General features: G+C 61.4%; 18 protein-coding genes and 1 tRNA gene. 6 read left to right on the top strand and 13 right to left on the bottom strand.

Features of this window, described 5'->3' with window-relative positions:
- Nucleotides 1–168: 168 nt before the first annotated feature.
- The 9 genes from HKD46_RS15575 to tadA all read right to left on the bottom strand — a co-directional run bounded on the left by HKD46_RS15575 (nucleotide 169) and on the right by tadA (nucleotide 11270).
- Nucleotides 169–1578 (bottom strand): basic amino acid/polyamine antiporter, encoded by a 1410-nt coding sequence (locus HKD46_RS15575; RefSeq protein WP_171865636.1) that lies wholly within the window; start codon nucleotides 1576–1578, stop codon nucleotides 169–171.
- A 9-nt stretch (nucleotides 1579–1587) separates the two neighbouring features.
- Nucleotides 1588–2490 carry a homocysteine S-methyltransferase family protein gene (locus HKD46_RS15570; RefSeq protein ID WP_039040257.1) on the bottom strand — a complete coding sequence of 301 codons (903 nt, stop codon included), beginning with the start codon at nucleotides 2488–2490 and terminating at the stop codon, nucleotides 1588–1590.
- A gap of 295 nt (nucleotides 2491–2785) precedes the next feature.
- Entirely contained in the window at nucleotides 2786–3328 is a 543-nt protein-coding gene (locus tag HKD46_RS15565) for a hypothetical protein (RefSeq protein WP_042017561.1), read from the bottom strand.
- An 18-nt stretch (nucleotides 3329–3346) separates the two neighbouring features.
- Complete coding sequence (locus tag HKD46_RS15560; RefSeq protein ID WP_041213150.1) at nucleotides 3347–4666, bottom strand: hemolysin family protein; 1320 nt, start codon at nucleotides 4664–4666, stop codon at nucleotides 3347–3349.
- A 241-nt stretch (nucleotides 4667–4907) separates the two neighbouring features.
- On the bottom strand, nucleotides 4908–5618 hold the full coding sequence (phoU, locus tag HKD46_RS15555; RefSeq protein ID WP_029314752.1) for a phosphate signaling complex protein PhoU: 711 nt from the start codon (nucleotides 5616–5618) through the stop codon (nucleotides 4908–4910).
- 108 nt (nucleotides 5619–5726) lie between these two features.
- Complete coding sequence (gene pstB, locus HKD46_RS15550) at nucleotides 5727–6545, bottom strand: phosphate ABC transporter ATP-binding protein PstB (protein ID WP_010675264.1); 819 nt, start codon at nucleotides 6543–6545, stop codon at nucleotides 5727–5729.
- 104 nt (nucleotides 6546–6649) lie between these two features.
- Entirely contained in the window at nucleotides 6650–8299 is a 1650-nt protein-coding gene (gene pstA, locus HKD46_RS15545; RefSeq protein WP_124813012.1) for a phosphate ABC transporter permease PstA, read from the bottom strand.
- 17 nt (nucleotides 8300–8316) lie between these two features.
- Entirely contained in the window at nucleotides 8317–10554 is a 2238-nt protein-coding gene (locus HKD46_RS15540) for an ABC transporter permease subunit (RefSeq protein ID WP_043153846.1), read from the bottom strand.
- A gap of 167 nt (nucleotides 10555–10721) precedes the next feature.
- Complete coding sequence (gene tadA, locus HKD46_RS15535; RefSeq protein WP_080770013.1) at nucleotides 10722–11270, bottom strand: tRNA adenosine(34) deaminase TadA; 549 nt, start codon at nucleotides 11268–11270, stop codon at nucleotides 10722–10724.
- A 385-nt stretch (nucleotides 11271–11655) separates the two neighbouring features.
- Between tadA and HKD46_RS15530 the strand changes: the two genes are divergently transcribed.
- From HKD46_RS15530 to aceA, 4 genes are all read left to right on the top strand, one after another.
- Nucleotides 11656–11732, top strand: a tRNA-Pro gene (locus HKD46_RS15530).
- 256 nt (nucleotides 11733–11988) lie between these two features.
- Nucleotides 11989–12129 (top strand): hypothetical protein, encoded by a 141-nt coding sequence (locus tag HKD46_RS15525; protein WP_171865635.1) that lies wholly within the window; start codon nucleotides 11989–11991, stop codon nucleotides 12127–12129.
- A 692-nt stretch (nucleotides 12130–12821) separates the two neighbouring features.
- Nucleotides 12822–14429 (top strand): malate synthase A, encoded by a 1608-nt coding sequence (aceB, locus tag HKD46_RS15520; RefSeq protein ID WP_171865634.1) that lies wholly within the window; start codon nucleotides 12822–12824, stop codon nucleotides 14427–14429.
- A 69-nt stretch (nucleotides 14430–14498) separates the two neighbouring features.
- Nucleotides 14499–15812 (top strand): isocitrate lyase, encoded by a 1314-nt coding sequence (aceA, locus tag HKD46_RS15515; protein WP_041214877.1) that lies wholly within the window; start codon nucleotides 14499–14501, stop codon nucleotides 15810–15812.
- Nucleotides 15813–16026: 214 nt separating this feature from the next.
- On the opposite strand, the gene hda is transcribed toward aceA, so the two are convergent.
- The 3 genes from hda to upp all read right to left on the bottom strand — a co-directional run bounded on the left by hda (nucleotide 16027) and on the right by upp (nucleotide 18627).
- Nucleotides 16027–16728, bottom strand: a complete 702-nt coding sequence (hda, locus tag HKD46_RS15510) for a DnaA inactivator Hda (protein WP_171865633.1) — start codon at nucleotides 16726–16728, stop codon at nucleotides 16027–16029.
- Between the two features lie 102 nt (nucleotides 16729–16830).
- Entirely contained in the window at nucleotides 16831–17859 is a 1029-nt protein-coding gene (locus HKD46_RS15505; protein ID WP_171865632.1) for a DUF2066 domain-containing protein, read from the bottom strand.
- 141 nt (nucleotides 17860–18000) lie between these two features.
- Entirely contained in the window at nucleotides 18001–18627 is a 627-nt protein-coding gene (gene upp, locus HKD46_RS15500; protein WP_005302745.1) for a uracil phosphoribosyltransferase, read from the bottom strand.
- A gap of 176 nt (nucleotides 18628–18803) precedes the next feature.
- On the opposite strand from upp, the gene purM reads away from it, so the two are divergent.
- Nucleotides 18804–19841 carry a phosphoribosylformylglycinamidine cyclo-ligase gene (gene purM / locus HKD46_RS15495; protein ID WP_010675274.1) on the top strand — a complete coding sequence of 346 codons (1038 nt, stop codon included), beginning with the start codon at nucleotides 18804–18806 and terminating at the stop codon, nucleotides 19839–19841.
- Between the two features lie 32 nt (nucleotides 19842–19873).
- Nucleotides 19874–20512, top strand: coding sequence for a phosphoribosylglycinamide formyltransferase (purN, locus tag HKD46_RS15490; RefSeq protein ID WP_043153886.1), 639 nt, complete (start codon nucleotides 19874–19876; stop codon nucleotides 20510–20512).
- 114 nt (nucleotides 20513–20626) lie between these two features.
- Here purN and HKD46_RS15485 read toward each other — a convergent pair whose 3' ends face one another.
- A complete protein-coding gene (locus HKD46_RS15485) occupies nucleotides 20627–21388 on the bottom strand; it encodes a Nif3-like dinuclear metal center hexameric protein (RefSeq protein ID WP_042864115.1) in 762 nt (253 codons plus the stop codon).
- Between the last annotated feature and the right edge of the window lie 61 nt (nucleotides 21389–21449).

The following is a 21449-nucleotide window of genomic DNA, read 5'->3' as shown; positions in this document are numbered from 1 at the left end:
AGGACAGGCGTGAATGAAGTCGAGAGCTTGGTCGATACGCATAAAAAAATCCGAAACCCAACAAGGAGTTTCGGATTCTTACACAGCCTGAGGATCGGTCAATGGATCCTTAACTGATCGGCATTACGCCCAGGGGCGCTCTTTTTCATGACAGGGACAACCCCCGGGTCAGACGTGAACGAAGGACCAGACGGCGGGGATCAGGCTCAGCAGCGTCACCCCGGCCAGCAGCCGTTCGCGCCCGCTGAGCCGCTGTTCGGCGCCGAGCTGGCGACGGCTGTAGAGAAACAGCAGCAGACCCGGCCCGTAGAGCAGAAGCGACAGCAGCAGGTACTCCACCCCGGCGGCGTAGAGCAGCCAGAAACCATAACCGCTCGACACCAGCGCCACCACCCGCATCAGGCCGCGGCCCTGCCCCCCCTTGCCACCGAAGACCAGCTTGAGCAGGAAGAGGCCGATGAGCAGGTAGGGCACCAGGATCATGGAGGTGGAGATGAGCAGCAGGTTGGTGTAGCCCTTGCCAAGCAGCCACACCAGCAGCAGACAGCCCTGCACCGTCAGGCTGGTAAGCCAGAGCGAGGCGATGGGGGTTCCGTTGTCGTTCTGGCGCCGGAAGATGGCCGGGAAGGCCCCGTGACGCGCCGCGCTGAACGGCACCTCGGCCGAGAAGAGGGTCCAGCTCACGTAGGAGGCGAGCACCGACACGATGAGGCCGGCGCTGATGAGCAGCTTGCCCCAGGAACCCGTCATCTGGGCCATCAGTCCCGCCATGGAGGGGTTGGGCAGGGCCGCAAGCTCCGGGCGGCTCAATATTCCGAGCGCCAGCACCGAGATGAGCACATAGAGCAGCAGCGCCAGTACCACACCGAGCACGGTGGCGGTGCCCACGTCCCGCTTGTTTCTCGCCCGGGCCGAGAGCACCGCTGCCCCTTCGATGCCGGTGAAGACCCAGAGGGTGATGAGCATGGTGTTGCGCACCTGCTCGGAGACCGGTACCGCCAGGGTGCTGCCCTCCTGATCCGCCGCAAAGGTGACCGGATCGAACCAGTAGCAGGCGAACAGGATGAACAGCAGCAGCGGCAGGCTCTTGGCCAGGGTCGCCACCAGATTGAACAGGGCCGCCTGCTGTACGCCTCGGGCCACCAGCAGGTGCACCGCCCAGAGGATGCAGGACTCGCCGATGAAGGCCGCCAGGGTGTTGCCCTCGCCAAACCAGACCCGCTCCGGCGTGTCGACGAAGCTGCCCAGCGCCGCGAAGGCGATCACCAGATAACCCACCACGCCGATGGTGGCACAGAGCCAGTATCCCCAGGCGGAGAAGAACCCCACCAGCTCGCCAAAGCCTGCCCGGGCATAGCTGTAGATGCCGCTGTCGAGCTCGGGTTTGAGCCGCGACAGGTAGAGGAAGCTCATGGCCAGCGCCAGTATGCCGACCCCGGTGACGGCCCAGCCGATCAGCACGGCGCGAGCGCCCGCCACATCGGCCATGTTCTGGGGCAGGCTGAAGATGCCGGCCCCCACCATGGAGCTGAACACCAGCGCAGTGAGGGACCAGAGCCCGATCTTGCTCTCTTTCATGGGCGCTCCTTAACGCAGCCGGCTGGCCAGCGCCTCGATGTGTTCCGGGCCGATGCCGCAGCAGCCGCCGATGAGGTTTGCCCCGGCTCTGCGCCAGCGCTCGGCCCAGCCGAGGTAATCCAGCGGCCCCAGATCGCCACGGATCTCGTCCAGACCGTCATTGGCAGTCGCCTCCTTGGGCTGGGGCGGGAAGGCGTTGGCATAGGCGCCGAGGCGAACGTCGGTGCGCCCCTGAACCTGCAACGCGGCGACGGCCACCTTGAGCGCCCCTTCAATCACCTCGGGCTGGCAGCAGTTGAACAGGATGGCATCCACCCCGGCCGACGCCAACGCGGTCACGGCATCCGCCACCCGCTCGCCGGAGCGCAGGGTGGGCTCACTGCCCGGCGCCTCGTCTTCCAGAGTAAAGGAGACCCAGAACGGCTTGCCGTCCTCGGGCAGCAGGGCCTTGAGGGCCAGGGGCTCGGCGATGAGGCTCATGGTCTCCGCCAGCCAGAGATCCACATGGGGTGACAGGGCCCGGATAAGCGGTGTCGCCAGCTCGCTCACCCGCTCGGCTTGATAGAGGTCCGCACGATAGGAGCCAAAGAGCGGCGGCAATGAGCCGGCCACCTTGACGGCTCCCCCCTGCTCGTCGGCCACGTCTCGGGCCAGTTGCCCGGCCAGGGCTGCAAGTGCCTCCCCTTGGGCGGCAAAGCGTGCCTCACCGATATGGAAGGGCACCAGGGCATAGCTGTTGGTGGTGATCACCCGGGCACCGCTCGTCGCATAGGCCTGGTGTACCTCGCGCACCGTCTCGGGCGCTTCCATCAACGCCAGTGCCGACCACTCCGGTTGACGGAACGGCGCACCACGCCGCGCCAGTTCACGGCCCATACCGCCATCGAGTACCCACAAATCCTGCTTGTCCATCTCTGTCTCTCTGCGTCTCCCCGCCATGACGGGTGTTTATTGTGTGAAACCACATTAAGCCATCAAAACATCTAGACGGCTAGAAATCCCAAATATCATGACCCAAAGTAGAACAAGAGGCAATCGGGGGCTACGAACAAATCCGGGCAAGCTCAGTATGATGGCGGCAAAGGGAGGTCTCCCCGGCACAGGCATCACCTGGCCAGGCACTGAAACGACAAGAGGCCACCCCGGGGGGTGACCTCTTGTGAAACAGGGGATCAAGGCGGGCACAGCCGCCGATAACCAGAGGGACTCAGCGCCCGGCCAGCACCCGCTTGGTCTGCTTGACCCAGTCGGAGACCCGGCCCTGCTGGGGATAGCCCTGCCAGATTTGCTCCCACTGGGCGGGGCTGAGCGGGCGGCCCAGCCGACGCTGCACCCCGGCATAGAGGTAGTCGTGGGCCGTGGTGCGGGCCTGGGCCGAGGTGAGGAACTTGGCAACAGGGTCAGTGAGACGCACGTCCCGCATGCCGAGCAGCGGATAGTCGCTGTGCACCGCCGCCAGCATGGTCTCCCGCATGGCGGATTCGATGTAACCCCGGGCAAACAGGGCGGTGACCGATTCAAGCGACCCTTGATCCGGGCCGTGATACTCCTCGTCGAACACCGGGCTGGGCTCTGCCACGGCGCTTTGCACCACCGCATCGGGATCCTGCTGCGGGACCACCACGGCAGGCTCGGGGGTAACGGGTTTGGCAGGCGTCACCGGCTTGCGCGGTGCGCTCTGGCTGCAGGCACCCAGTGCCAGGGCGAGCGCCACACAGGCCAGCGCACGGGAATGAGTCTTCATCTTCATGATTGCTAACGAACTCCTTTAGGATTCCTGAGCGGGCTTCTCATTGCTCGCAGGTTCTACCCGGGTGACCAGCAACTGGTCAATCTTGTAACTGTCGATGTCCACCACTTCGAACTTGTAACCGGCATATTTGACCGAGTCGGTGCGCTTGGGGATCTTGCGCAGCATGTACATGATGAAACCGGCGATGGTCTCGTAATTCTGGTTTTCCGGGAACTCCTCGATGTCGAAGGCGCGCATCACGTCGGAGATGGGGGTCACCCCGTCCACCAGCCAGGAGTTCTCGTCCCGCTGGACGATCTGCTCTTCCACCACGTGGGTGGCCCACTCCCCCATGACGGTACTCATCAGGTCATTCATGGTGACGATGCCCACCACCAGGGCGTATTCGTTCATCACCACCGCAAAATCGCCGCGATGGTTCTTGAAGTACTCCATTGCCTCGTAGAGGTTGAGGGTGTCGGGAATGATGATGACGTTCTGCACCAGGGAGCCGCTGTTGAGATCGATGCTCTGGCCGCTGATGACGCGGATCAGCAGCTCCTTGGCATCCACGAACCCCTTGATGCTGTCGAGGTTGTGGTCGCACACCAGGAACTTGTTGTGGGGGTGCTCGGCGATCTTCGCCTTGATGCTCTCCTCCCCCTCTTGCAGGGTGAAGTAGATGAGGCTCTCCCGCGCCGTCATGGCGGAAGTGACACCCAGAGACTGGAGCTCGAACACGTTCTCGATGAGCTGGTGCTCCTCGCGCTGGATGACACCGGCTTCGGCACCTGCATCCATCACCGCATAAATATCGTCGGAGGTGATCTCGTCGTTGCGCACCATGGAGATGCGCATCAGCCGGAACAGGCCGTTGGCCATGCCGTTGAACAGCCACACCAACGGCATCAGCAAGGTGACGCACAGCATCATGGGACGCACCACCACCACGGCGATCCGCTCGGGCATGGTCATGGCAAGGCGCTTGGGCATCAGATCCGCTATCAGGATGAACATGCCGGTGACGAAGACGAACGAGGCCGCAGAGCTAATCTGGCCGAGCCAGGGCCCCTGGTAGAAGCCAGCAATCAGCTCTCTGATGGCGGGATTGAGGGCGGATTCCCCCAGGATACCACCGAGGATGGCGACGGTATTGAGGCCTATCTGCACCACGGTAAAGAAGTTGCCCGGCTGGGCCTGCAATGCCAGCACCTTCTCGGCGTGGCGGTTGCCCTCGTCGGCCATCACCTGCAACTTGATCTTGCGGGAGGCGGCAAGGGAGATCTCGGAGAGTGAGAAGAACACGCTGCCGGCGACCAGCAGCATCAGAAAGAACAAACTATCGGCAAAACTCATGATTAACCTATTGCTACAGCCGCCTTAGCACAAGACGGCAAACTGGGCCCGGGAAACCGGACCGTGACTCCATCCGGGACTCACACAGGGGCCATATTCTAGCAGAAAAGCGCCCGCTGGGTGGCGTTATCTTGAACTGCCGTGACATGCAATGAAAAAGGCGCTCAAAGCGCCTTTTTATTCAATCAGGGTTGGATTCCCGTCGTGCAGCCGCGACGGGAGCTCCACCCAAGGCGCCCCATCAGCCCTTGCCCAGCAGATCGCTCAGGTCATCGGCCTTGGTGTGACGCACATCCTTGCCCTTGACGTAGTAGACGATGTACTCGCAGATGTGCTGGCAGCGATCGCCGACCCGCTCGATGGCCCGTGCCGCCCAGAGCACGTTGAGCACCTGGGGGATGGTGCGGGGATCTTCCATCATGTAGGTCATCAGCTCGCGGATGATGGACTCGTACTCCCGATCCACCTTGTCATCTTCCTTGTAGACCGCCAGGGCTGCATCCAAATCCATGCGGGCGAAAGCGTCGAGCACGTCGTGGAGCATCTTGATGGTGCGACGCCCCATGTTCTCCAGCGACACCAGCGGCGGCTGCGGCTTGTTGGCGTTGTCGGTCAGCATGCGGGCAATCTTGTCCGCCACGTCGCCAATCCGCTCCAGATCCGTGATGGTCTTGATGATGGCCATCACCAGCCGCAGGTCGGACGCGGTGGGCTGACGCTTGGCGATGATGCGGGTGCACTCCTCGTCGATCGCCACTTCCATGGCGTTGACCTTGTGGTCGTTGGCCACGATCTTGCGCGCCGCATCCAGATCCTGGCCATGGATGGCGGCGATGGCGTCGGTGAGTTGCTTCTCCACCAGCCCCCCCATCACCAGTACCTGGTTGCGCACGCTCTCAAGCTCGGCATTGAACTGACCGGAGATGTGTTTGTTGAGGTTCATATTGTCCATACCAGTAATCCTTGTTGCTCCGATTATGCCTTAGCCGTTGAACTGACTGCCAATCTGTTTGTTGATGCTCATCTTGCTCATCTTGCTCATCTCAATCAGCGGCATCCCTTAGCCGTAACGACCGGTAATGTAGTCTTCGGTCTTCTTCTTGGCCGGGGTGGTGAAGATGGTGTTGGTATTCGAGTACTCGATGAGTTCCCCCATGTACATGAACGCGGTCTGATCCGAGACCCGCGCCGCCTGCTGCATGTTGTGGGTCACGATCACCACGGTGAACTGACTCTTGAGCTCGTTGATGAGCTCCTCGATGGTGAGGGTGGAGATGGGGTCCAGCGCCGAGGTCGGTTCATCGAGCAGCAGCACTTCCGGCTCGATGGCGATGGCACGGGCAATCACCAGACGCTGCTGCTGACCACCGGAGAGGCCGAAGGCGTTGTCGTGCAGACGATCCTTCACCTCCTCCCACAGGGCGGCACCGCGCAGGGAACGCTCGGCGGCCTCGTCCAGGGTACGGCGGTCATTGATGCCCTGCAGGCGCAGGCCGTAGACCACGTTCTCGTAGATGGACTTGGGGAAGGGGTTGGGGCGCTGGAACACCATGCCCACCTGACGGCGAAGGGCGGAGACATCCACGCTCTTGTCATAGATGTTGTGGCCGTGCAGTTGGATCTCCCCCTCGATGCGGCAGATCTCCACCAGATCGTTCATCCGGTTGATGCAGCGCAGCAAAGTGGACTTGCCGCAACCGGACGGGCCGATGAAGGCGGTGACCTGACCCTTGGGGATCTTCATGTTGACGTTGAACAGCGCCTGCTTGTTGCCGTAGTACAGGTTGAGATCCTTCACCTCCAGCGCAGTCTGCTCCGGGGTCAGGTTGAGCAGGTCGGTGGCGGTGTGCGGGGCCGAACTCGGTGTTACGTTGATCATCTGTTTACCTCAAATTCTCTTGGTGGCAGCGGGCAAACGTCTTGCCCGCTGCCGGAATATCTGGTTGGCAGGGAAGACCCCTGCCCGTCTCTGTAATGGCTGGATTAATGTTCCAGCGACCGGAATTTCTCGCGCAGGTGGTTACGAATACCGATCGCCGTCAGGTTGAGGCCGACGATCACCGTCACCAGCAGGAAGGAGGTGGCGTAGACCAGAGGACGCGCCGCCTCGACGTTCGGGCTCTGGAAGCCCACGTCATAGATGTGGAAGCCCAGGTGCATGAACTTGCGCTCCACGTGCAGGTACGGGAAGTTGCCGTCCATCGGCAACGTGGGAGCAAGCTTCACCACCCCCACCAGCATCAGCGGCGCCACCTCGCCCGCCGCACGGGCAATCGCCAGGATAAGGCCGGTCATGATGGCCGGGCTGGCCATGGGCAGCACGATGCGCCAGAGGGTCTCGGCCTGGGTGGCACCCAGCGCCAGCGAACCCTGGCGAATGGTGCTCGGGATCCGGGCCAGCCCCTCTTCGGTGGAGACGATCACCACCGGCAGGGTCAGGATGGCCAGGGTCAGCGCCGACCAGATGACACCAGGGGAGCCGAAGGTCGGGCTCGGCAGCGCTTCCGGGTAGAAGAGGCGGTCGATGCTGCCCCCCAGGGTGTAGACGAAGAAGCCCAGACCAAACACGCCGTAGACGATGGAGGGTACCCCCGCCAGGTTGATCACCGCGATGCGGATGATCTTGGTCAGGCTGTTCTTGCCCGCGTACTCGTGCAGGTAGACCGCCGCCACCACCCCGAGCGGGGTCACGATGATGGCCATCAGGATCACCATGAAGACGGTGCCGAAGATGGCCGGGAAGACGCCACCCTCGGTGTTCGCCTCCCGAGGGTCATCGGAGACGAACTTGCCAATCTGGTGGAACCAGTGACCCACCTTGGCCATCAGGCTCATGTCGTTGGGCCAGACTACATCCAGCACCCGGGACATGGGCATGGTCACCAGCTCGCCGCGCATGTCCTTGACGGTGATGCTGTCTCTGTCCGCCTGGGTACGCAGGGAGAAGAGCTCTTTCTCCAGCACCTGGTAACGGTCGTTGAGCGCCTGACGCTCGCTCGCCAGCTCGGCTTTAAGCTGATCGGTCAGCTTGTCATCCAGCTCGGCCTTGCGCTCTTTCAGGCGCAGGCGCTCCAGCTGGTAGTTGATGCTGCCGATGGCCCCTTTTTGCAGGTCGTTGGCTTGGCTTGAGAGGCCGTTGGCACGGGCCAGCACCCGCTGCAAGGCGGGATGCAGTTCCGTGGTCAGCTCCTGGCCATCTTCCTTCACCGAGGTGATGTAACCATAGAAGTTGCCGTTGGTGGCGCGTTCCACCATGGCGAGCTCCGCCGGCTGGGCGCGCGATTTGATATCGGTCTCCAGCACCCAGCGAAAATCGAGGTCCACGAACTCCCGGTTGCCGGTCTTGACCAGATAACGGGTAATCTCTTCGCGATCCTCCCCTTCCAGCGCCTGGCCTGCGGCGCGCAGGCGCTCCACCGGCACCAGCTCCCGGTCGTTGATCTCGCCAATCAGGACGCTCTTGTTGCCGCTTGCATCTTCAAGTTGCCACTCATAGATGGGATGGGGCCAGAAATAGACCAGACCACGCCAGCCAATCAGCAACAACAGACCCAGTACGGCCACCAGACTCAGGCTGACGGCGCCCCCCGTCATCCAGATCCAGGGGGCCCCCGATTTAAACCACTTACCCATTGTCGATTCCTTAGTCCTTACAGAGAGCTGTACTTTTCACGCAACCGCTGGCGGACGAATTCGGCCAGGGTATTGAACAAGAAGGTGAACACAAACAGCACGAAGGCGGCGAGGAAGAGCACCCGGTAGTGGGAGCTGCCCACTTCCGATTCCGGCATCTCCACCGCGATGTTCGCCGCCAGGGTCCGCAACCCCTGGAACATGGAAAAGTCCATGATGGGGGTGTTGCCGGTGGCCATCAGCACGATCATGGTCTCGCCCACGGCGCGGCCAAGGCCCATCATCACCGCCGAGAAGATGCCCGGGCTCGCGGTGAGGATCACCACCCGGCTCAGGGTCTGCCACGGGGTCGCCCCCAGCGCAAGCGAGCCCTGGGTCAGGTGCTTGGGCACCGAGAAGACCGCGTCTTCGGCGATGGAGAAGATGGTGGGGATGACCGCAAAGCCCATGGCAATACCAACCACCAGGGAGTTGCGCTGGTCAAACTTGATGCCCATGTCGTGGGTCAGCCAGATGCGCGAATCACCGTGCATGAAGGCGTTCTCGATGATGGGGCTCAAGGCGAAAGCGCCCCAACCGATGAACAGCAGCACAGGGATAAGCAGAATGGCGTGCCAGCCTTCCGGCAGCCAGGTGCGGCCGCGCTCCGGCAGATAATTCCACACCAGGGCGGTGAGCAGCATACCCATGGGCAGCAGGATCAGCAGCAGGATCACCCCGGGCAGGGCCCCTTCGATGATGGGAGCGAGCCACAGACCCGCCAGGAAGCCGAGGATGACGGTCGGCAGCGCCGCCATGATCTCCACCGTCGGCTTGACGTATTTGCGCAGCCCCGCCGACATGAAGTAGGCGGTATAGATGGCTCCGGCGACACCCAGGGGCACCGCGAACACCATGGCATAGAAGGAGGCTTTCAAGGTACCGAACACCAGGGGCACCAGGCTCAGCTTGGCTTCGAAGTCGTTGCTGGCGGAGGTGGACTGCCACACGTACTGGGGCTCGGGATAGCCTTCATACCACACCTGTTGCCAGAGGGCAGACCAGGTTACCTCGGGGTGATCGTTCTCGACGTCAAAGACCTTGAAGTCATCCCCCTGCTGGGTCAACAGCAGGTTGTGGCGAGGAGAGATGGCAACGGCAGCCAGGTTGCCCCCGTCAATCTTCTCGCCAAGCAGCTTGGCTTCGCCGGTGGCATGGAAGAAGTTGATGGTGCCGTCGCTGCCTGCGCTGATGAAGCCCTTGCGAAAGTGCTCGGGGGTCAGCAGGGCGACCGGCGCGTCACCCTTGAAGTCACGGATCTGGGTGAACTGGCGCTTGCCATCCTTTGCCACCTCGAACCACTGGGAGATGACGCCGTTGTCGTTGCCCACCAGCAGGGAGGACGCACCGGAGAGCAGGGCCACCTGGGTCACGCTGGCATTGGGGGCGTTGATCTCCATGACATTGCGCAGGGAGATGTCGCTCAGGTTGTGGATGTCATAGACCGACAGGCGGTTGCCCTCGCGCACGAACAACAGGCGCAGGTTCGGGGTCAGCAGCATCTGGTCAACATGGCGTGGCAGGGACGGAATGGTGTAGGTCTGGCTGCTCCACTCGATTTCGCCGGAGAGGAAATTCTCCTCGCCGCTCATCACCATCAGCACACCACGACCATCTTCGGTCACGGCCGCGGTCGCCATCTTGTCCTTGGTCGCCTCGAAGACCATGCGCGTCAGCGCCTTGCCCTGGGGATCGATCACCACGGGGGTCTCGCCGAAGGGATATTGCAGGCTGGGCTCAATGACGCGAACGTCATTGGGATAGGAGATCTTGAAATAGGGTTGCACCACCTGAGCCTTGCCGTTGGCAAACCCATAGGCGATGAGTTTCTGGCCCGGCGCAGGCGGCGCGACCGCCGTGATCTCGCCGTTCACCTGCGCCTCGCCAATCACCTGTCCGGTCTTGATCTTGCCATCCGGTTGCACGGCAAAGAATTTGACCTTCCCCAGGTCGCTGAAGCGGTAACCTATCTCGTTTTGCTCCTCGACCCCGAGCCAGGCGGTCTTGCCCTTGATGGGCAGAGTGAAGGAAGCGGTGCTCTCCATGCTGGCGCCATTGAAGATGGGCTTCACCACATAAAGCAGGTAGAAGAAGATAAGCAACAGCGCCACCAGCACCAGGGCTCCCCCTGTGGTGACGCCATATTTGGCCAATTTATCCTTGATCCGGCGTTTTCGACTGCCCGCCATGACCAGATTTAACGATTCCGATGACATGCAAGACCTCAATGTGAGCTAGGCTTGGCGGCATTATATGGCGGATGCATGACAGTTTTGTTACATCAACAGCGGCAAAGAGCGCGGGCTTCATCGCAGGGGTGGCAGTTGATATTCGGTGGGAAGCAGGCCGCCGGTCTGGCAGTGAAAAAAAGCAAACGGGGCCATCAGGCCCCGCTGTCATCTTGAGGAAGCGCCTCTTTCGCGGCGAGTCTGGCCGCCTTCTTCTCGGCGCGGCGCCGTTTGAAGAAATCCGACAGCTGGGCCGAGCAGGCGTCGGCGAGTACCTCCCCCGTCAGTGCCACCTGGTGGTTGTGGCGGGGATCCAGCAGGATGTCGAACACAGAACCTGCCGCCCCCGTCTTCAAATCCCGGGCACCATAGACCACCCGCTTGACCCGGCTGTGGATGAGGGCGCCGGCACACATGCAGCAGGGCTCCAGCGTCACATAGAGGGTGGTGTCGAGCAGGCGATAGTTTTCAAGCTGCTTGCCCGCTTCCCGAAGCGCCATCACCTCGGCATGGGCGCAGGCGTCGTGCTCGCTGATGGAACGATTCCACCCCTCTGCCACTATCTTGTCCCCCAGCACCAGCACGGCGCCCACCGGGATCTCGCCTATCCCCTCTGCCCTGGCTGCCAGGGCCATGGCATGGCGCATCCAGCGTTCGTCCTGCTCGCGCTGGCTGATCTGTGCTGCAACTTCAGATGGTTTCACGCCCTGATCCTCTCGTCGATATGATGTCGGCTTGCCTGGCCCCTGCACGGCATCGGCCGCGCACTCCCGGATTGCTGCGTCCCGGCCCTGGGCACACCGGGCCCCTTCCCCCTCGCGCTGACCGGTAGCCGGTAGCCCACGGCAGAAGATGCTGTCAATGAAAGAGAGGCCAAAGGCCCCGGCGACATCGGAACGCCCCGAGTTGGGTGTTCGCCACCCTGTGCCCGCCTAAGGGGGCGGCGATTATGCCAAAACTCCGGCCGGGGCCCAAGTTGCATCTTGGCTGAACAATAAAGAAGCAGTCGGCATCTCCCTGATAAAAAAGGAGTTGCGCCCGCCATATCATCCGATTAGACTTCCTCCCCGTCAGCCGAGCTGACTCCGTCGGTGTGTAGCGCAGCCAGGTAGCGCATCTGCATGGGGTGTAGAGGGTCGGAGGTTCGAATCCTCTCACACCGACCAAATTCCCCGAAAATAGCCCAGTCAAACGACTGGGCTATTTTTTTGCCTGCACGCCCGACGCTTGCCTCTTTTCCTCTCGCCTCCCCCGTTCATCGGGTCGCCGCTTTTTATTGGCATGAATTTTATACAGAACCACTTGAAGCTTTCATAAAGTGCCGCTAGGATACGCAACTTTTCCGCCGGCCATAAAAACAGGGAGGTGGACACTAGGGTGATGGAATCACCGACCGGCTTGCAATCAATGAGGCAAGCATCCATGACCCAAGCTGCTGACTCCCAGCCCGTTCAGCCCCTGATCTCCCCCACGCCCTCCGAGCTCGATTCCGCAGAGCACGGGTTTGGCAGTTCAGTGCACCTCGATGTGATCGATCTCGCCGCCCCGGATGAAGATTACTGAGACGAGCCCGTGCCATAGTGCGGTTCAAGACGCCGGTTTTGCTGTCCGGCACCGCCCTTGACCCAGGCCAACAGACCGCCACCGCAAATAACGACAAAATGCTAGTTTTTCTTCAAAAATCAGTTTAATTGACCATCTCCTGCGTTCCAACCTCCCTCTCCTTCATGGACACGTCTTGATACAAACCTACGTTATTGCTCGTCATTTCCCTCTCTCCTGTTCGCCTTCGCCATTTTGACTCAATTTGACATTTTAGTTTTAAACGCCAGTTCACTACTCGGTTACTTCATAGCCCCCATGCAGGCTGGATTGAACGAAGGCATTTCATACAGCTGTTTTTGCAAAGCTTGGAGTAATGTCGGGATTTGTTTTTGCATTTGTAATTTTATTACGTAATTAATTACATTTTTAGCCCATCCCCTCTACCGAAATTCTCCCCCCTGCCGCCCCGGCGACCCAAGAGCATAACCATCTGCAAAGAGCTTTTGCACTAATCACATAAATCAATTTAAAACAGCATCTTAACCATCATCAAAAAACACCTGTTTTAAAAATCAAGTTGACGAATCCGCCATTCTTTTGCACCTTATGAATCGTGTTACCCCGCTGTTATGGGGAGTTTAAAAGAAAGGGATATAGACGTTAGTCGTAGTTAATAAATTCAAAATGTAACTTTTGGAGGAGTACCCACTATGTCGGCACCGGCCCAGACCATCAGCAGCCCCCGCCTGCGCATTCAAGGCGAGATGCTTCCCGATTACGCGCAGATCCTGACGCCGGATGCGGTGGCCCTGGTGTCCGAACTGGTGGAACGTTTCGCTCCCCAACGCAATGAGCTGCTGAAGCAGCGAGTCGCACGCCAGGCCCGTATCGATGGCGGTGAGTTGCCGGACTTCCTGCCAGAGACCGCCCATATTCGCGATGGTGAGTGGACGGTGCGCGGCATTCCCGCCGATCTGCAGGACCGCCGTGTGGAGATCACCGGCCCGGTCGAGCGCAAAATGGTGATCAATGCCCTCAACGCCAACGTCAAGGTCTTCATGGCCGACTTCGAGGACTCCCTGGCCCCGGCCTGGAACAAGGTGATCGAGGGCCAGATCAACCTGCGCGATGCGGTCAACGGCACCATTGCCTACCAGAGCCCGGAGGGGAAGGCCTATACCCTGAATCCCAACCCGGCCGTGCTCATCTGCCGGGTTCGCGGTCTGCATCTGCCGGAGAAGCACGTCACCTTTGATGGTGCCCCCATTCCCGGCGGCCTGTTCGACTTCGCCCTCTATTTCCTGCACAACCACAAGGCGTTGCTGGCCAAGGGCTCCGGTCCCTACTTCTACGTACCCAAGCTGCAGAGCCATCTGGAAGGGCGCTGGTGGAGCGAGGTGTTCGCCTGGACCGAGGACAAATTCGGTCTGCCCCGCGGTACCATCAAGGCCACCGTGCTCATCGAAACCCTGCCGGCGGTATTCGAGATGGACGAGCTGCTCTATCAGATGAAGGATCACATCGTCGCCCTCAACTGCGGTCGCTGGGACTACATCTTCAGCTATATCAAGACCTTGAAAAACCACCCGGATCGCGTCCTGCCGGATCGTCAGGTGGTGACCATGGACAAGCCATTCCTCTCTGCCTATTCGCGACTCCTTATCAAGACCTGCCACAAACGCGGCGCGCTGGCGATGGGGGGCATGGCTGCCTTTATTCCGGCCAAGGACGCGGCCGTCAACGAGCAGGTGTTTGCCAAGGTGCACGCGGACAAGCAGCGCGAGGCCGACAACGGCCACGATGGCACTTGGGTGGCCCACCCCGGTCTGGCCGATACCGCCATGGCGGTGTTCAACGCCACCATTCCGGCGGGTGCCCAGAACCAGATCGGCGTGCTGCGCGAGCAAGATGCCCCCATCACGGCCGCCGATCTGCTGGCCCCCTGTGAGGGTGATCGCACCGAGGCGGGCATGCGCACCAATATCCGCGTCGCCCTGCAATACCTGGAAGCCTGGATCAACGGCAATGGCTGCGTGCCCATCTACGGACTGATGGAAGATGCCGCCACCGCCGAGATCTCCCGCACCTCCATCTGGCAGTGGATCCGCCACGGCAAGACCCTCTCCAACGGTCAGGCAGTGACCAAGGCGCTGTTCCGCCAGATGCTGGCCGAGGAGCAGGAGGTGGTCAGAGGCGAAGTGGGCGAGGCCCGCTGGCAATCGGGCCGTTTCGCCGAGGCAAGCGCCCTGATGGACGAGATCACCTGCGCCGACACACTCATCGATTTTCTGACGCTGCCCGGCTACGAGCGGCTGTGAGACCCGGGCCGGTAACGGCCCCCATAACAAGTCAATGGAAACGTGAAATCAATGAAAGAGGGAACTGATATGGCACTGACCCGTGAGCAACAGATCCAGGCTATCGAGAAAGACTGGGCAGAAAACCCCCGCTGGAAAGGGATCAAGCGCGGCTACAGCGCCGAGGACGTGGTGAACCTGCGTGGCAGCCTGCAGCCGGCACACACTCTGGCCCAACGCGGCGCCGACAAACTGTGGGAGCTGATCCACGGCGGCGCCAAGAAAGGCTATGTAAACTGCCTCGGCGCCCTGACCGGCGGCCAGGCGGTGCAACAGGCCAAGGCCGGCATCGAAGCCATCTATCTCTCCGGCTGGCAGGTGGCGGCGGACAACAACCTCTCCTCCACCATGTACCCGGATCAGTCCCTCTACCCGGCCAACTCCGTCCCCTCCGTGGTGGAGCGCATCAACAACTCCTTCGCCCGGGCAGACCAGATCCAGTGGGCCAACAAGGTTGGACCAGAGGACAAGGGCTTCATCGACTACTTCCTGCCCATAGTAGCGGATGCGGAAGCCGGTTTCGGCGGCGTGCTGAACGCCTTCGAACTGATGAAGGGGATGATTGAAGCGGGCGCCGCCGGCGTGCACTTCGAAGATCAGCTCGCGTCCGTGAAAAAGTGCGGCCACATGGGCGGCAAGGTACTGGTCCCGAGCCAGGAAGCGGTGCAAAAGCTCATCGCAGCCCGCCTCGCGGCAGATGTCTGCGGTACCACCACCCTGGTCATCGCCCGCACCGACGCCAACGCAGCGGATCTGCTGACCACGGATGCCGACCCCTACGATGCCGGCTTCCTGACCGGTGAGCGCACCAGCGAGGGCTTCTACAAGGTGCAGGCCGGCATCGAGCAGGCCATCTCCCGCGGCCTGGCCTACGCCCCTTACGCCGACATGGTGTGGTGCGAAACCGCCAAGCCCGATCTGGACGAGGCGCGCAAATTTGCCGAGGCCATCAAGGCCCAGTACCCGGACAAGATCCTGGCCTACAACTGCTCCCCGAGCTTCAACTGGAAGAAGAACCTGGACGATGCCACCATCGCCCGCTTCCAGCAGGAGCTCTCCGACATGGGCTACAAATACCAGTTCATCACTCTGGCGGGTATCCACAACATGTGGTTCCACATGTACGAGCTGGCCTACCAGTACGCCCGTGGCGAGGGAATGAAGCACTATGTCGAGATGGTGCAGCAGCCGGAATTCGCCGCCGCCGAGCGGGGCTACACCTTCGTGGCACACCAGCAGGAAGTGGGTACCGGTTACTTCGACAAGGTGACCACCGTCATTCAGGGCGGCCAGTCGTCGGTGACCGCGCTGACCGGCTCGACCGAAGAAGATCAGTTCCACTGATAGCTGTGTAATGCTCGCAAACAAACCCCGGCCAAGTCCCGGGGTTTGTCGTTATGGGGCTTATAACCTATTAACCTATCCCAGTAGGCGTAATCGTTGAAGGCAGTTTGAACACGGACAGCGCGCAGAAACCGGAGCGTACTGTAGTACGTGAGGATTTCGAGCACTGCCCAGGTTCAAAATGGCGAATAAGATAGCCTAATGGGATAGGTTTTCAGAGCTCGAGGATCTCTTTGACGAAAGGTATGGTGAGCTTGCGCTTGGCACGGAAGGAGGCGTTGTCGAGACGATTGAGGGTGGCAAGCAGGGTGCGCATGTCGCGGGAGAGGCGGTTGAGCAGGAAACGGCCCACGTCGATGGGCAGCTTGAAACCCCGCAGCTCGGCGCGCAGTTGCAGGGCGCTGAGTTTGCCCTCGTCGTCCAGCTCGTCGAGGTGGAAGGTCACCCCCCAGTCGAGACGGGACGCGAGATCCGGCAGTTGCAGCCCCAGCTTGCGTGGCGCGCTGCAGCCGGTAACGATGAGCGTCCCCTCCCCCTTCTCCTTCCAGCGATTGTAGAAGTCGAACAGGGCCCGCTCCCACAGGGCGTTGCCGGCGATCGCCTCCAGGCTGTCGAGACAGACCAGGGGCAGGCTCTCCAGGGCATCGAGCATGCTGGGGTCAAGCTGTTCGAACTGATCGAGGGAGAGATAGGCCGCCGCCGCGTCGCGGGCGTTGACCTCGGCACAGGTGGCATGGAGCAGATGGGAGCGGCCCGACCCCTTGGCTCCCCAGAAATAGAGGAAGGGTGAGCCCTGACCGATGGCCGCATTCTTGAGGGCGGTGATCAGATGGGCGTTGTTGCCGGGATAAAAACTGACGAAAGTTTCATCATCCGGTAGTTGTACGGCTAAAGACAGTTGGGCCGGTTGCTTCACTCGTTGGGCTTTGACTGTGATATTTGCGGGCAAGTGTATCACCAGCGGGGCAGATAGAGAACCGCCCGGACCATGCCGGGCGGTCAGGATCCTTCCCCGGGATCAGGGCTGCGACCATTGATAGCGCAGGCCGCTCTCGTTGTCTTCCACCTGATGCAGGCGGCTCTCGAGTTGCAACCCCCTCACCAGCTCGGCCTTGTCCCCCTGCAGCGAGAGGTTGAAGGTCACCTTGTCCCCTTCCAGCTTGCCGATGGCCACCTTGGTGACACTTGCCATCCCCTGCAGCAGCTTCTGGATCTGGATCATGCCATCGATGTCGGACAGCCCCTCCACCACCAGGGTCTGGCTGGAGGCGACACCGGAGAGACGGGTACCGTACTGCTGCACCAGCCAACCGGCAAGGGCATCGGCAAAGCCCTTTGCCACCTCGGCCTGGGTACCTGAACCCGAGCCCTTGGTCAGCTCGCTCAGCTCTCCTGCCTGCGCCCCCGGCTTGGTCCCATAAAGACCCCAGTCGATGCTCCAGGCCTCCCCCTCAAGGGTGAGTTTGCCGAGCACCACCATTTCAGCGCCGTAACGCTGGCTCGCCTTGAGCACGGGATCGGCAAAGCGGCCCCAGACATCGGTGGCATTGACCGCCATATTGTCATCCAAGTCCATCAGCGGGAGACTGACCGGCAGCCCCATGGCCTGGGTCTGAACACGCAGCGCCTCGGACCAGCCATCGCCGGACTGATCCGGCAGAATGCGCCGCTCCCCTTCGTCGACCACCAGCCAGATGGCGACCTGCGGCCGCACCGGGCCCAGCAGGGCAAACTTGCTCTGGCCGACCAGGGCGTTCACCTTGGCCACATTGAAATCCGCCTTGAGAAACTTGACCGAGCCGATGTCCTGATAGCTGTATTGCTGCACGTAATCCGCCGGCGCCGCCAGGGCCTTCACCACATCCGGCTGGGTGAGGATATCGCGCTTGCCCGTCACCTTGACGAGCACATCTCCCAGCGCCTGGGACTGGGCGGCCGTCATGTCGCCACTGGTGGGAGCCTTCCCCTGATAGAGGTCGGTTACCTGGGCGGCCGACACCACGAGTGGCAGACAGCAGCAGAGGAGAGTCGCTAAGCGTTTCAGCATAAAGAAGATTCTCGAAATGGGGGATGGTGCTTATGGTAGCGGCAAGGCGCGCATGGCAGCAAGCAAAGGGGGGGAGAAACAGCGGAGCCGGCAGGGTGCCGGCTCCGTTTGCGCGCCTTGGGCGCGGCGATGGGGTGATGCTTACTTGGTGCCGAAGATCTTGTCGCCGGCATCACCCAAGCCCGGGACGATATAGCCCTTCTCGTTCAGCCCCTGGTCGATGGAGGCACAGAACAGCTCCACGTCCGGGTGAGCGGCTTCCAGCGCCTTGATGCCTTCCGGCGCGGCAACCAGCACCAGCACCTTGATGGACTGGCAACCTTTCTTCTTGAGCAGATCGATGGTGGCGATCATGGAGCCGCCGGTGGCCAGCATGGGGTCGATGACCAGGGCCAGACGCTCTTCGATGTTGCTGACGATCTTCTCGAAGTAGGGGACAGGCTGCAGGGTCTCTTCATCGCGATAGATACCGACCACGCTGACGCGGGCGCTCGGCATGTGCTCCAGCACGCCGTCCATCATGCCAAGACCGGCGCGCAGGATGGGCACGACGGTGACCTTCTTGCCCTTGATCTGGTCGACTTCCACAGGGCCGTTCCAGCCATCGATGGTCACTTTTTCGGTTTCGAAGTCAGAGGTCGCTTCGTAGGTCAACAAACTGCCCACTTCCTTGGCCAGTTCACGGAAACGCTTGGTGCTGATGTCGCCTTCGCGCATCAGGCCGATCTTGTGCTTGACCAGGGGGTGTTTGACTTCAACGACTTTCATTATTATCTCCTCTAACCGGCGCCAAAAAAATCGCGGAATCATACAACAAAAGCCACGGCTTGTAGAGCTTTTCGATTCAAAAACGCGCAAACGATTTTCTTTCTGGTTTTTCGTGCCCGCTGGTAGAATACGCCCCGAATTTTACCCTCCACTTCTTTATATGACGGGGAATACGCGTGACTGACAAAACCTCACTGAGCTACAAGGATGCTGGCGTAGATATCGATGCCGGCAATGCACTGGTTGAACGTATCAAGGGCGTGTCAAAACGCACTCGTCGTCCTGAAGTCCTTGGTGGTCTTGGCGGCTTTGGGGCCCTGTGTCAAATCCCTGCTGGCTACAAGGAACCGGTACTGGTCTCCGGTACCGACGGGGTGGGCACCAAGCTGCGTCTGGCCATCGACCTGAAGAAGCACGACACCGTGGGGATCGACTTGGTCGCCATGTGCGTCAATGACCTCATCGTGCAGGGCGCCGAGCCCCTCTTCTTCCTCGACTACTATGCCACCGGCAAACTGGACGTGGACACTGCCGCTGCCGTGGTCACCGGCATCGGCGCCGGCTGCGAACAGTCCGGCTGTGCCCTGGTCGGCGGTGAAACTGCCGAAATGCCTGGCATGTATGAAGGGGAAGATTACGACATCGCCGGTTTCTGTGTCGGCGTGGTGGAAAAGAGCGAGATCATCGACGGCAGCAAGGTTGGCGAAGGGGATGCCCTGATCGCCCTGGCCGCCAGCGGTCCCCACTCCAACGGCTTCTCCCTCATTCGCAAGATCCTGGAAGTCTCCAAGGCCGACGTGCAGCAGCCGCTGGGTGATACCACCCTGGCCAACGCCCTGCTGGAGCCGACCCGCATCTACGTGAAGCCCGTGCTCAAGCTTATCAAGGAGTGCGAGATCCACGCCCTGTCCCACATCACCGGCGGCGGCTTCTGGGAGAACATCCCGCGCGTGCTGCCCGCCAACACCCAGGCGGTCATCGACGAGCAGAGCTGGCAGTGGCCGGCGGTGTTCAGCTGGCTGCAACAGGCAGGCAACGTCACCCGCCACGAGATGTATCGCACCTTCAACTGCGGCGTCGGCATGATCATCGCCCTGCCGGCGGATCAGCTGGACAAGGCACTGGCCCTGCTCAAGGCCGAAGGCGAGAACGCCTGGCACATCGGCCACATCGCCAAGGCGGCCGATGGTGAGGAGCAGGTCATCATTCAATGAATGATCGGATCAACGGCCAGATGACCTCCCCTATGAAACGCATCCTCGTCCTCATCTCAGGCAGCGGCAGCAACCTGCAGGCCATCCTCGACGGCTGTGCCGGCGGCAAGATTGCCGGTCAGGTGGTCGGCGTCATCAGCAACAAGGCTGATGCCTATGGCCTGGTGCGTGCCAGGGAAGCCGGGGTGGCAACCGCCATCCTGGCCCAGCAGCAGTTCGCCAGCCGGGAGGAGTATGATGTCGCCCTGCTGGCTCTGATGGCGGATTATCAGCCGGATCTGGTGGTGCTGGCCGGCTTTATGCGGATCCTGAGCGCCGACCTGGTGCGGCACTTTGCCGGGAGGATGATCAACATCCACCCCTCGTTGCTGCCGAAATACCAGGGTCTGCACACCCACCAGCGCGCCATCGAGGCCGGTGATGACGAGCACGGCGCCAGCGTCCACTTCGTCACCGAAGAGCTCGACGGCGGCCCGGTGATCCTCCAGGCACGGGTCCCCATCTTCGAAGGGGACAGTGCCGACGAGGTGGCGGCCCGGGTCCAGGTGCAGGAGCACAGCATCTACCCCCTGGTGGTGCAGTGGTTCTGTGAAGGGCGCTTGCAGATGCGAGAAGGGTCTGCCTGCCTCGATGGCAAGCAGCTTGGCCTGGCAGGCTATGCCAGCGAGTAACCGCGAGCAGCAGTAAGACACCACAAGGGAGGCTCAGGCCTCCCTTGTCATTTCTATCGACCAGCGCAATGGCTGTCATCACGTCCGATGACGCCGCTGCGCGGCTAATCGGCCCTACACCGGATTGTCGATATCGATAAAGGTGACCTCCAGCCCGTGCACGGTGGCGAGCCACTCTCCCAGCGCCTTGACGCCGTAGCGCTCGGTGGCGTGATGGCCTGCGGCGTAGAAGTGCATGCCCATCTCCCGGGCAGTGTGGATGGTCTGCTCGGAGGCTTCGCCGGAGATGAAGGCATCGATGCCCTGCTCCGCCGCCTGGCTGATGTAGCTCTGACCACCGCCGGTGCACCAGGCCACGGAGCGGATGAGCTCGGGACCACTGTCACCACAATGAAGCGGCTCGCGACCGAGACGCTCGGCAATCAGCTTGGCAAAATCGCTGCCGCTCATGGGCTCCTCCAGCTTGCCCACCATGGCCACGCTCTTGCTGTTCCAGGGTTCGAGGCCGCGACGCACCTTGATGCCGAGCAGCCTGGCAAGCTGGGCGTTGTTCCCCACCTCGGGGTGCACGTCCAGCGGCAGGTGGTAGGCAAACAGGTTGATGTCGTGGGTCAAGAGGGTCTTGAGACGACGCTGCTTCATGCCGGTGATCTGGGCCGGCTCGCCGCTCCAGAAGTAGCCGTGATGAACCAGGATGGCATCGGCCCCGGCGGCCACGGCGGCATCGATGAGAGCCTGGCTGGCGGTGACGCCGGTCACCACCTTGCGAATGCGCTCGCGCCCCTCCACCTGCAGGCCGTTGGGGCAGTAATCCTTGATGGCATGGGGTTCGAGCAGGTGGTTGAGCAGGCTTTCCAGTTTACGATGAGAGATCATGGGGGTCTCCTAGCTGGGCTCCCCACGCACTGTGCGGGGAGCCGGATTCCGATCGTCAGGG

Source organism: Aeromonas sp. TW 6, from assembly GCF_013168745.1.
GTDB classification, from domain to species: domain Bacteria; phylum Pseudomonadota; class Gammaproteobacteria; order Enterobacterales; family Aeromonadaceae; genus Aeromonas; species Aeromonas caviae.
Note: the sequence above shows the minus strand (reverse complement) of the source record. Positions and strands in the feature narration are given on the sequence as shown.